This is a genomic window from Geobacillus sp. FSL W8-1251 (assembly GCF_038005945.1).
In the GTDB taxonomy this organism is placed as follows: domain Bacteria; phylum Bacillota; class Bacilli; order Bacillales; family Anoxybacillaceae; genus Geobacillus; species Geobacillus stearothermophilus.
In genome coordinates, this window is the sequence record NZ_JBBOUF010000001.1 from 954,877 (window position 1) to 966,468 (window position 11,592).

The 11,592-nt window shown below is 53.4% G+C and carries 10 protein-coding genes and 1 riboswitch; of the genes, 4 read left to right on the forward strand and 6 right to left on the reverse strand.

All coding sequences use genetic code 11. The annotated features are described in order from the left end of the window. The first annotated feature begins 288 nt into the window (after positions 1–288). The 3 genes from NSS88_RS04900 to metH all read left to right on the forward strand — a co-directional run bounded on the left by NSS88_RS04900 (position 289) and on the right by metH (position 6,229). The gene (locus NSS88_RS04900) at positions 289–672 is read left to right on the forward strand and encodes a zinc ribbon domain-containing protein (RefSeq protein WP_033013797.1); all 384 of its coding nucleotides are present in this window, start codon (positions 289–291) and stop codon (positions 670–672) included. A 132-nt stretch (positions 673–804) separates the two neighbouring features. Next, positions 805–907: riboswitch (SAM riboswitch) on the forward strand. A gap of 71 nt (positions 908–978) precedes the next feature. Continuing rightward, on the forward strand, positions 979–2,826 hold the full coding sequence (locus NSS88_RS04905; protein ID WP_121678317.1) for a bifunctional homocysteine S-methyltransferase/methylenetetrahydrofolate reductase: 1,848 nt from the start codon (positions 979–981) through the stop codon (positions 2,824–2,826). Continuing rightward, positions 2,819–6,229 (forward strand): methionine synthase, encoded by a 3,411-nt coding sequence (metH, locus tag NSS88_RS04910; protein WP_341083338.1) that lies wholly within the window; start codon positions 2,819–2,821, stop codon positions 6,227–6,229. The genes NSS88_RS04905 and metH overlap by 8 nt, the downstream gene beginning before the upstream one ends. Positions 6,230–6,376: 147 nt before the next feature. Here the strand turns inward: metH and NSS88_RS04915 are convergent, their stop codons facing one another. Next, positions 6,377–6,796: a PIN domain-containing protein gene (locus NSS88_RS04915; RefSeq protein WP_015374075.1), complete on the reverse strand. Its 420-nt coding sequence runs from the start codon at positions 6,794–6,796 to the stop codon at positions 6,377–6,379. Between the two features lie 24 nt (positions 6,797–6,820). Continuing rightward, positions 6,821–7,114 (reverse strand): AbrB/MazE/SpoVT family DNA-binding domain-containing protein, encoded by a 294-nt coding sequence (locus NSS88_RS04920; RefSeq protein ID WP_013523104.1) that lies wholly within the window; start codon positions 7,112–7,114, stop codon positions 6,821–6,823. A 230-nt stretch (positions 7,115–7,344) separates the two neighbouring features. Between NSS88_RS04920 and NSS88_RS04925 the strand changes: the two genes are divergently transcribed. Further along, positions 7,345–8,208: an SDR family oxidoreductase gene (locus NSS88_RS04925; protein WP_055358796.1), complete on the forward strand. Its 864-nt coding sequence runs from the start codon at positions 7,345–7,347 to the stop codon at positions 8,206–8,208. Positions 8,209–8,375: 167 nt separating this feature from the next. Here NSS88_RS04925 and NSS88_RS04930 read toward each other — a convergent pair whose 3' ends face one another. The 4 genes from NSS88_RS04930 to NSS88_RS04945 form a co-directional block, all read right to left on the reverse strand. Continuing rightward, positions 8,376–8,588, reverse strand: a complete 213-nt coding sequence (locus NSS88_RS04930; RefSeq protein ID WP_055358797.1) for a hypothetical protein — start codon at positions 8,586–8,588, stop codon at positions 8,376–8,378. Positions 8,589–8,724: 136 nt separating this feature from the next. Continuing rightward, positions 8,725–8,940 (reverse strand): efflux RND transporter periplasmic adaptor subunit, encoded by a 216-nt coding sequence (locus tag NSS88_RS04935; RefSeq protein ID WP_055358799.1) that lies wholly within the window; start codon positions 8,938–8,940, stop codon positions 8,725–8,727. A gap of 52 nt (positions 8,941–8,992) precedes the next feature. Then, positions 8,993–10,033 (reverse strand): LacI family DNA-binding transcriptional regulator, encoded by a 1,041-nt coding sequence (locus tag NSS88_RS04940; protein WP_152968886.1) that lies wholly within the window; start codon positions 10,031–10,033, stop codon positions 8,993–8,995. Further along, entirely contained in the window at positions 10,034–11,569 is a 1,536-nt protein-coding gene (locus tag NSS88_RS04945; protein ID WP_055358803.1) for an alpha-amylase family glycosyl hydrolase, read from the reverse strand. Positions 11,570–11,592: the final 23 nt, after the last annotated feature.

The window sequence follows — 11,592 nt, forward strand, 5'->3', positions numbered from 1 at the left end:
GTCTGCGATGCGGTTTCTAGTAAATTCCTTGTTAATATCATCCATTTTAATTATACACCTTGACTCTAAAAAAAAAAAAAAGAGAAATCGTTCGATAATTTTATCTTTTTTTACATATTTCGACATATTTCGTGCTATTGACATGAAACAGAGATGCTTTTAAGAGATTAGTACAAGGTAAGGGAGGAGATACAATGCTTCTTTTTTATTACGTCATCCCATGTTTCCTACATCATCATATGGTATAATAATCCCAACCAACATGAAACGAATGGAGAAGGAATCCACTTGAAAAGCATCAAACCCGGCCGCGTCCCGTCGATGCAAGGGCTGTTCGGCAGCATCGCCGCTGTGTTGTTCGGCATCTTTTGGATGGTGATGACCTTCTCCATCACCGCGGACTCGCCGTTTCCCGCCGCCCGCTTTTTTCCGTTTTTCGGCCTTGTCGTCATCGCCATCGGTGTATTTCAAGCAATTTACCATTACAAAAATGCGACGGGAAAACAACGCATGTCCTTATTGGACATTGTCGTCAGCGAGGAAGAGCCCGACCCACTGAACGTCCGATTTGGAGGCAAAGAGAAAACAAACAAGTATTGCCCATACTGCGGAGAACATGTGCAGCGTGATTTTCAGTTTTGCCCCCGATGCGGGAAAGCGCCGAGCCCTTGACGCGAGCCGCTCTTTTTATCTGAATCTCTTTAACTTTTGAAATTTCCTTCTTCACCGTATTGAATAATTTCGAAAAATACATTAAATTATATAGTAATCATCAAAACGTCACCGCACAATTGCATACCGGCATTCTTATCAAGAGAGGGGGAGGGACTGGCCCGGTGAACCCTCAGCAACCTGGCCCGCGGCCAAGGTGCTAAATCCAGACAGGCGGAAGCCTGGAAGATAAGAAGAAGCGAATGAAAAGTCTTCTTCTTATAGAAGGCTTTTTTCTTTTACTACGGAGAAACGGGGGAATCGAACGTGGGATTGCTGGATGAGTTGAAAGAGCGCATTCTCATCGCCGACGGGGCGATGGGAACGCTTTTATATTCGCACGGCATTGACCGTTGTTTTGAAGAATTGAATTTATCCAATCCAGATGAAATCGTCCATATTCATGAAGCGTATATCGCCGCGGGCGCCGACGTCATTCAGACGAATACATACGGCGCCAACTATGTGAAACTCGCCCGCTACGGCCTTGAAGATGAGGTGCCGGCCATCAACCGCGCGGCGGTGCGGCTCGCCAGGCAAGCGGCGAACGGGCGGGCATACGTGCTCGGAACGATCGGGGGGCTGCGCACGTTAAACAAAAGCGTCGTCACGCTTGAAGAAGTGAAACGGACGTTTCGCGAGCAGCTGTTTGTCCTGCTGGCTGAAGGAGTCGACGGCGTGCTGCTCGAGACGTATTACGATTTGGAAGAGTTGGAGACGGTGCTTGCCATCGCCCGCAAAGAGACCGACTTGCCGATTATCGCTCACGTCTCGCTCCATGAAGTCGGCGTCTTGCAAGATGGCACGCCGCTCGCGGACGCCCTTATCCGCCTGGAGGCGCTCGGGGCCGATGTCGTCGGACTGAACTGTCGTCTCGGTCCATATCATATGCTTCGGTCGCTCGAGGAAGTGCCGCTGCCGAAGCAGGCGTTTTTGTCGGCGTATCCGAATGCGAGCCTCCCGGATTACCGCGATGGCCGGCTTGTCTATGAGACGAACGCTGAATATTTCGAGGAAACAGCCAAAGCGTTCCGCGACCAAGGGGTGCGCTTGATCGGCGGGTGCTGCGGCACGACGCCGAAACATATTGAGGCAATGGCAAAGGCGCTCGCCGACCGGACGCCGGTGACGGAAAAAACGGTGAAGCGGCGCACGGCATCTGTATCGGTGCAAGCCGATCGGCCCGCGCCGACTCCGCTTCCCGAGCTCGCCCGCACGTACCGCTCGGTCATTGTGGAGCTAGATCCGCCGAAGCAACTCGGCATTGACAAGTTTCTTGCTGGGGCGAAAGCGCTCCATGACGCCGGCATCGATGCGCTGACGTTGGCCGACAACTCGCTCGCCACGCCGCGCATCAGCAACGCCGCTGTCGCCACGATCATCAAGGAGCAACTCGGCATCCGCCCGCTTGTGCATATTACATGCCGCGATCGCAATTTGATCGGCTTACAGTCGCATTTGATGGGCTTGCATACGCTCGGCATCACCGACGTGCTCGCCATTACCGGCGACCCGTCGAAAATCGGCGACTTCCCAGGAGCAACGTCGGTGTATGATTTATCATCGTTCGATTTGATCCGCTTGATCCGCCAGTTTAACGAAGGGCTGTCGTACTCGGGCAAACCGCTTGGGCAAAAAACGAACTTCTCGATCGGCGCTGCGTTCAACCCGAACGTCCGCCATTTGGATAAAGCAGTTGAGCGAATGGAGAAAAAAATTCAATGCGGCGCCCACTATTTCTTGACCCAGCCGATTTACTCGGAAGAGAAAATCGTTGAAGTGTACGAAGCAACCAAGCATCTTGACACGCCGATTTACATCGGCATTATGCCGCTTGTGAGCGCGCGCAACGCCGACTTTTTGCATCATGAAGTGCCGGGCATTACGCTCTCTGACGAGATTCGCGCCCGCATGGCCGCCTGCAGCGGCGACCCGGTGCAAGCAGCCAAGGAAGGCATCGCTATCGCCAAATCGCTCATTGACGCTGCGTTTGATTTGTTTAACGGCATTTATTTGATCACGCCGTTCTTGCGCTATGACATGACAGTCGAGCTCGTCCGCTACATTCACGAAAAAGAAGCGGCCGCCAAAGAAAGGAAAGTTGTTCATGGCTAACGTCACCTTAGAACAGCAACTGCAAAGAAAAATTCTTGTCATCGATGGCGCCATGGGCACGATGATCCAAAGAGCCAACCTATCGGCCGCCGACTTTGGCGGCGAGGCGTATGAAGGGTGCAACGAATATTTGACCCTCACCGCCCCGCATATCATCCGCCGCATTCATGAAGCGTACCTAGAAGCCGGTGCTGATATCATTGAAACGAACACGTTCGGAGCGACACGCATCGTGCTTGACGAATATGGCCTCGGTCATTTGGCGCTTGAGCTGAACATCGAAGCGGCCAAACTCGCCAAACAAACGGCTGAGTCGTTCTCCACCCCGGACTGGCCGCGCTTTGTCGCCGGTTCGATGGGGCCGACGACGAAAACGTTGTCGGTGACAGGCGGCGCAACGTTTGAAGAACTCGTCGCCGCCTACGAAGAACAAGCGCGCGGACTGCTCTTAGGAGGCGTCGACCTTCTCCTACTCGAGACGTGCCAAGATACGCTGAATGTCAAAGCCGGTTTTCTCGGCATTTCGAAGGCGTTTGAAGCGGTCGGTCGCCGCGTGCCGCTCATGATTTCCGGCACGATCGAACCGATGGGCACGACACTCGCCGGGCAGGCGATCGATGCGTTTTTCATCTCGGTGCGCCATATGAAGCCGATCGCCGTCGGCTTAAACTGCGCGACAGGCCCCGAGTTTATGACCGACCATTTGCGCACGCTCGCCTCGCTCGCTGACACGGCGGTCAGCTGCTACCCGAACGCCGGTCTGCCGGATGAGGAAGGCCGCTACCATGAAACGCCGGAGATGTTGGCAGAGAAAATCCGCCGCTTTGCCGAAAAGGGATGGATCAACATCGTCGGCGGGTGTTGCGGTACGACGCCGGATCATATCCGCGCCATTGCCGAAGCGGTGCGTGATCTCCCGCCGCGGGCGATCCCGTCTTCGTTTGATGTCCACGCCGTTTCCGGCATCGAGGCGCTCATCTATGATGAAACGATGCGCCCGCTCTTTGTCGGCGAGCGGACAAACGTGATCGGCTCGCGCAAATTCAAACGCCTCATCGCCGAAGGGAAATACGAAGAAGCGGCGGAAATCGCCCGCGCCCAAGTGAAAAACGGCGCCCATGTCATCGACATTTGCCTCGCCGACCCAGACCGCGACGAACTCCATGACATGGAACAGTTCGTCCGCGAAGTCGTGAAAAAAGTGAAAGTGCCGCTTGTCATCGATTCGACCGACGAGCGCGTCATTGAACGCGCCCTCACCTACTCGCAAGGGAAAGCGATCATCAATTCGATCAACTTGGAAGACGGCGAGGAGCGGTTTGCGAAAGTCGTTCCTCTCTTGCACAAATACGGCGCCGCTGTCGTCGTCGGCACGATCGATGAACAAGGGATGGCGGTCACCGCCGAACGGAAGCTGGAAATTGCCTTGCGTTCGTATGACTTGCTCGTTAACCGCTACGGGGTGCCGGCGCGCGACATCATTTTCGATCCGCTCGTCTTCCCGGTCGGCACCGGTGATGAGCAATACATCGGCGCGGCGAATGAAACGATCAAAGGCATCCGCCTCATTAAAGAGCGGCTGCCTCATTGCTTGACGATGCTCGGCATCAGCAACGTCTCGTTCGGCTTGCCGCCGGCCGGGCGCGAGGTGCTCAACTCCGTCTTTTTGTACCGTTGCACGCAAGCTGGGCTCGATTATGCGATCGTCAACACTGAGAAGCTTGAGCGGTTCGCCTCGATTCCGGAAGAGGAAGTGCGGATGGCCGAAGCGCTTTTGTTTGACACGAGCGATGAAACATTAAACACCTTTATCGAATTTTACCGAAGCAAAATCACCGCCGCCAAGCCGGCTGAGGAGAACTTGAGCCTTGAAGAGCGGCTCGCCCGCTACGTCATTGAAGGGTCGAAAGACGGGCTCATTCCCGATTTAGAGAAGGCGCTTGAGACCTACTCCGATCCGCTGTCGATCATCAACGGTCCGCTTATGGCCGGCATGGATGAAGTCGGGCGGCTGTTCAACAACAACCAGCTCATCGTCGCTGAAGTATTGCAAAGCGCGGAAGTGATGAAAGCAGCGGTCGCCTTTTTAGAGCCGTATATGGAAAAGAAAGAAGGAAGCACAAAAGGAAAAGTCATTCTCGCCACCGTCAAAGGCGATGTGCATGATATCGGCAAAAACTTGGTCGACATCATTTTAAGCAACAACGGCTACGAGGTGATCGACCTCGGCATTAAAGTCGCTCCGCAGCAACTCATTGAAGCGGTGCGCGAACATCAGCCCGACATCATCGGGTTGTCGGGCTTGCTTGTCAAATCGGCCCAACAGATGGTCGTCACCGCCCAAGATTTGCGGCAAGCCGGCATCTCAACGCCCATTTTAGTCGGCGGCGCCGCCTTGACGCGCAAATTTACCGAAAACAAAATCGCACCCGAATACGACGGCGTCGTCCTGTACGCGAAAGACGCCATGGACGGGCTTGCCCTTGCCAACCAAATCCAGCAGGGCGAGATTGACTACAAGAAAAAAGAAACGGCCGAAAGCGAGCCGACACGGCCAACGGCGGTCGCCACCGCGTTCAAATCGAACGTCTCGACCGATGTGCCGGTGTATGTCCCGGCCGACCTCGAGCGCCACGTGCTGCGAAACGTGCCGCTTGACCATGTGTTGCCGTACGTCAACTGGCAAATGGTGCTCGGCCACCACCTCGGCTTGAAAGGAAAAGTGAAGCGGCTGCTTGAAGAACGGGACGAAAAAGCGTTGGCGTTAAAAGCGGTCGTCGACGAACTCGTTGCCGAAGCGAAAGAACGCGGCTGGATTCAACCCGCCGGCGTCTACCGCTTCTTCCCGGCGCAAAGCGACGGCAACCGCGTCTACGTTTACGATCCGGTTGATCGCAAAACTGTGCTCGAGACGTTCGACTTTCCGCGCCAACCGCGGGCGCCGCATCTTTGCCTCGCCGATTATTTGAAATCGAAAGAAAGCGGCGAAATGGATTACGTCGGCTTGTTCGCCGTCACGGCCGGTCATGGCGTCCGCGAACTCGCCCAACAGTGGAAAGACGAAGGCGAATTTTTGAAAAGCCATGCCATCCAAGCGTTGGCGCTCGAGATTGCCGAAGGATTCGCCGAGCGCATCCACCAAATTATGCGCGACCGTTGGGGCTTCCCGGACGACCCGGATTTTACGATGGAAGAGCGCTTCGCCGCCAAATACCAAGGCCAGCGCTACTCGTTCGGCTACCCGGCCTGTCCGAACTTGGAAGACCAGGAGAAACTGTTCCGTCTGCTTCATCCAGAAGACATCGGCATCCGTCTCACCGACGGCTATATGATGGAACCCGAAGCATCGGTTTCGGCGATCGTCTTCGCCCATCCAGAGGCACGGTATTTCAATGTGTTATAAGCAAAATGAGAAACGAGCTGGGCTATGTGAACCAGCTCGTTTGCTTTTTTTACGCACCTTGGCGTTTCCCGTTTTGCAGCAAAAAAAGACGGGGATTGGCGCTCTGGGAAAATCGCGATGTTTGTTCAAGTGTCAACCATCATTGATTCAAATGATGGATTCAGGCATATAGCATTCCACGCCAAGCCGACGAAAATCTTTTTCGTTCCAGGTGATGATCCCTTGGATGGATGAAGTGTGCTGCGCCAGCGCCGAAAGATACGCGTCAGCAAAATCGACACTGCAACGGGCGTAATCGTCCAATGCCTTTCCAACAACTTCTTTGTCTATCGTCTTAATACAAGAAGCCTCCATGATTTGCTTCAGCTTACTTGCGATTTCTCCTTTCGTATACCCGTACCGTTTCGACTCGAGCACCCAGCAGCATTCCGCCACGACAAGAGGATGCAATAGGAACGCAAATTCACCGTTGACCGCCTTTTCAAATACCCGATAGGCAACCAAAGATTGTTCTTCATCGTCATTGGTTAAAAAACGAATGATGATGTTCGTATCTAAAATATACACCTTTCATCCTCTTCTCCCTATCATCTACTCCTCGTTCTTTTCCCTCTTGGACATCCGTTCCTCTTTCGCCTGTTTGCGAATATCCTCCCATGTCATCGGACGACTGTCCCCCCTAGGCGGCATGGTGCCGAACAAAGATAGCAACGCATCTTTCTTTTTCACCTTTAACGTCACCTCTTGATTTTCCCCATAAACAAACGCGACTTGGTCTCCCGGTTCTGCCCCAAGCACTTCTCTGATCTTCATTGGAATCGTCACTTGATGTTTCGAAGAAAGTGTGGAGTAATACGTATACGTTTCATGTGAGGATGGCTTCATCACAAATCCTCCTTCCCTCTTTGCTAATCATTTTATCTTTGCTTAATCAAAAAGTAAAGATTGTCTAATCCCCCAAGACTTCTATGGCAAGAAACGAAAAAACAGAAGAGAAAAACATGTTTCCCAAATTTCCAGATCTATTGAACAGCACGGTCCATCCCCTCTTGGCACATAATTCCCCTCCTCCGTCCCATACTAACGATGACAATACATGCTAAGGAGGAACAAACATGGTCACAAAGCAACAAACAACGCTGCCCCCGCAGCACCAGACGCGCCAGCCCGGCCTGCAAACGGAGATGAACCCGCAGCCGGTCACGATCAAAGATAGTTATAAAGGAAGCGGCAAGCTCAAAAACAAAACCGCCATCATCAGCGGCGGCGACAGCGGCATCGGCCGCGCGGTCGCGGTCCATTTCGCCAAAGAAGGGGCCGATGTGGCGATTCTCTATCTCAACGAACATGAAGATGCCGACGAAACGAAACGGCTCGTCGAGCAGGAAGGAAGACGGTGTCTGGCCATTGCGGGAGACATTGGCGATGAAGCGTTTTGCAAAGAGGCGGTGAAACAGACGATCGAAGCGTTCGGCAAGCTTGACATCGTCGTCAATAACGCCGCTGAACAGCACCCGCAGCCGAACTTTCTCAACATCACCGCCGCGCAGCTGGAAAAAACGTTTCGCACGAACGTATTCGGCTACTTTTTCCTAACGAAAGCGGCGCTCCCGCACTTAAAGAACGGAAGCGCCATTATCAACACCGCTTCGGTCACCGCCTACGAAGGAAACGAACAGCTCATCGACTACTCGGCGACAAAAGGCGCAATCGTCACCCTCACCCGCTCGCTCGCCAAAGCGCTCGTCGGCCAAGGCATTCGCGTCAACGGCGTCGCCCCAGGCCCGATTTGGACGCCGCTCATCCCGTCGACGTTCAAAAGCGAGCAAGTCGCCACATTCGGTGCCAACACGCCGATGAAACGTCCCGGCCAACCGTGCGAAGTCGCTCCGTGCTACGTCTTTTTGGCGAGCGATGAGTCGTCGTACATGACCGGACAAATGCTGCACGTCGATGGCGGAAAATTCGTCAGCGGCTGACCATCTCAGTCGCTGCGGTCAATCCTTTTTGACAAAACTTCGTTATCTTTTCTTACAAAAATATAGAATCATTGTAAAAAAACCGATACGATAAAGCTACGATGTTCCTCCACTTCTTTGCAAGGGCCCCTCTTCTCTCAGTCCGCCCCGGAATGGGGTGGATTTTTTTACGGTGAACTACCCACCACCAAAATGACGATCAATTGATGGATGCGTTCACGGTCGCCCACCCACTCAATAGGGATTTGCGCTTCGACGCTCATCGTTTTCTGCTGGTACGAAGCGATCTCGCTGTACTGTTCGCCAATGTCGCGGACCAATTCATCCAGCCGAAACGCTTCTTTTTGCATTTCCAACTGATTCGAGTCTGAACGCGCCAAGGTGAGCACATCATTCTTTCTTGCCGCCCTGGATTATTCGTACTGGAGGAAGTAGAAACGCTCGGCAACTGCACGATTTGCCCTTCGCTCAATCCATCGGTAATTTCAATGTTGTCTTCATTGCTAATGCCGGTTTTCACCGTTTGGCGCACAGCCGTGCAGCTGCTGGCGCTTCAATCGGATCGCTGCCATCAGTAAATGTAATGAGGTCTTCCCCCTTCGTCACGGTTTCCCCTTCGGAAACGAGCACTTCATCCACTTCTTTGCTGCCGTCAGCTTGAATGTCCGTGCTCGTTACGGACTCAACCGTTCCCGATCCACTCACTTTCACTTCCAACATGCTCGAAAACAAAAAAAAACGCCCGCCAATACGACGGACGTCTCTTTGCCAACACCGCTTCTTTCTAACGCTGTGCACACGACCCCCGTTCAACGAGACGATGGGGGATGATGATGCGCTTGATCGGTTCATTCGGGTTGGTGATTTTTTCGATTAAGTGTTTTGCCGCTTCATAGCCGAGCTGGAAAATGCCGATGTCGATCGAGGTGAGCGGCGGACGCGACATTTCGGCGAGCAGCGTGTTGTTGAAGCTGACGATCGATACATCTTCTGGGACGCCGAGGCCCATTTCATCAAGCGTTTTCAAGATGCCGAGCGCCATGAGATCATCGGCGACGACAAGCCCGGTCGGCGGCTCAGGCAACGAAAGAAGCTCCTTCATCGCCTCTTGGCCGCCTTCCTGCAAAAATTCTGCATGGACGACGTATTCCGGCCGGTACGGAAGCCCCGCCTCCTGCAAGGCCGCGGCGTAGCCGGTTTGGCGGTCGACGGTCACCAAATATTGCGGATTGCCGCCGACAAACGCGATGCGTTCGTGCCCGCGGGCGATCAACCAGTTTGCCGCATCTTTCCCCGCCTGGACGTTGTCGTTGTCGACATGGGTCACTTGTTCCGCTTTTTGGTGCGGTTTGCCGATGACGACGAACGGAAAGCCATGCTTTAACAAGTACTTCATGAGCTTATCGTTTTGCCGCGAGTAAAGCAAAATAACGCCGTCGACGCGCCGTCCTTGCAGCATCTCCACGACCCGTTCGTAAATCTCACCTTCTTTTTCCCCGGTCGACATTTGCAAAGCATATCGCTTTTCATGGGCGGCTTTGCTGATGCCGCGGATGACTTCCGGGAAAAACGGGTTTTGTAACGCCTGGTCGGCGGAGCTCGGCATGACGATGCCGATCACTTGCGTCATTTGGCTCGCGAGGCTGCGAGCAATAAAGTTCGGGTGATAGCCGAGCTCTTTCATCGCTTCGCGCACCCGCTGTTTCGTCTTCTCGCTGATGCGCGGGCTGTCGGCGATGACGCGCGAGACGGTTGACGGCGCAACGTTCGCGCGTTTCGCCACATCTTTAATCGTAACGGTCATAAGCTCCCTCCTTTCCTTCATTTATTCATGAATCCGTTTCGCCCGTTTTTTCACTAAGTACAAAAATAGGAGAAAGAGCGCGTAGACGGCGACAATCGCCGCGATAAATGGGATGTTGATCCCGGTTTTTTCCCGCAGTTTGTACACTTCCGCCGTTTCGCGGTCGAGCACAAGATCGTATCCGTCGCCATCGCCGCGGACGAGATCGTCCAATAAAAAGCCGCGCAGTTCCTTGTTTTTTGGCAGCTGGTCGTTCGTTAGGTGAACGTGCTGCGTTTCGCCCGTGTTGTTGATGGCGATAACCGTTGTTTCATCTTCATATTGCCGTTTCCACACCGCCATGCCGTCTTTTTCATACAGGAGCGTAAAATTGCCGCGCCGCAAAGACGGCAGCTGTTGGCGGAGCGGGCCGATTTTTTTCAAGTAATCAATGATCTCCGGATCGGCGCGGAAATCCATCAAGCGGCGGTTGTCCGGGTCTTCGCCGCCGTTCATGGCGATTTCCGTTCCGTAATACATGATCGGGATGCCGGGGGCGGTGAACAAATACGTCATCGCCAGCTTGATGCGTGAAATCGGATTGTTGCGGTTGTCAATCGAAAGTTTCGTAAACCGCACGGTATCGTGATTGTCCAAAAACGTCCCGAGCAAGTACGGGCGGTCGTAAAACGTTTTGTTGTATTCCCAGGCGTCATACAACGGCCGGAGCGATGCATCGCGCCTAGCAAGCGACTGCTTCACCGCGCCATACAGCGGATAATCGACAAAACCGTCGATGCCGTATTGGCCGTACTCGGCAATATAGCGCGGATCGTCGCTCCACACTTCGCCAAGAAGGAAAAAGTCTTGTTTCACCGATTTCACTTCTTTGGCGAACTCCTGCCAAAATGATTTTGGCACATGGCGCACCGTATCGAGGCGATAGCCGTCAATGTCCGTTTCTTTGATCCACCATTTGGCCGCATCGATTAAATATTTCTTGACTTCTGGATTTTCCTGCGCTAAATCCGGCAGCCCATACACCCATCCGTTTTCTAGTTGTGTTTGATCATTCCAGTCGAAAATCTCTTTTTTCGGATGGAACCAATCTTTTTTCGCCGGGTCGCGAAGCCATGGATGGTCGTAGCCGACATGGTTGGCGACAAAGTCCAAGATGACTTTCATATGGCGCTTGTGCGCTTCTTTGACAAGCGTCTTCAAATCATCCAGCGTGCCGAAATGCGGATCGACGCGATAAAAATCTTTGATCCAATACCCGTGGTATCCGCCCGGCATGTTTTCGAAAATCGGCGTCAGCCAAATGGCCGTAAATCCCATCTCCTTGATGTAATCGAGTTTCGCCGTCACCCCTTTCAAGTCGCCGCCGAAATACCCTTTCGGATCGTTGACATTGACGCCCTTGTCATTCGTCGGATCCATATTGTTAAACCGGTCGACCATAATGAAATAAATCGCTTCATCTTGCCACGTCCGTTCTTCTTTCTCCGCCGCCTGCACCGGCCAGGCATAAAAAAGAAGGAACGGAAGGACGAGCAGCATAAAGAGCCGGTTCCCCATTTCCATTCCTCCCTTCCCGATTC

Bases quoted from the DNA above. Each gene is read 5' to 3' on its own strand.
- NSS88_RS04920 (WP_013523104.1), bottom strand. From the start codon at position 7,114: ATGAAGCCATCCTCACATGAAACGTATACGTATTACTCCACACTTTCT.
- metH (WP_341083338.1), top strand. From the start codon at position 2,819: ATGGCTAACGTCACCTTAGAACAGCAACTGCAAAGAAAAATTCTTGTC.
- NSS88_RS04945 (WP_055358803.1), bottom strand. From the start codon at position 11,569: ATGGGGAACCGGCTCTTTATGCTGCTCGTCCTTCCGTTCCTTCTTTTT.
- NSS88_RS04925 (WP_055358796.1), top strand. From the start codon at position 7,345: ATGGTCACAAAGCAACAAACAACGCTGCCCCCGCAGCACCAGACGCGC.
- NSS88_RS04940 (WP_152968886.1), bottom strand. From the start codon at position 10,033: ATGAAGGAAAGGAGGGAGCTTATGACCGTTACGATTAAAGATGTGGCG.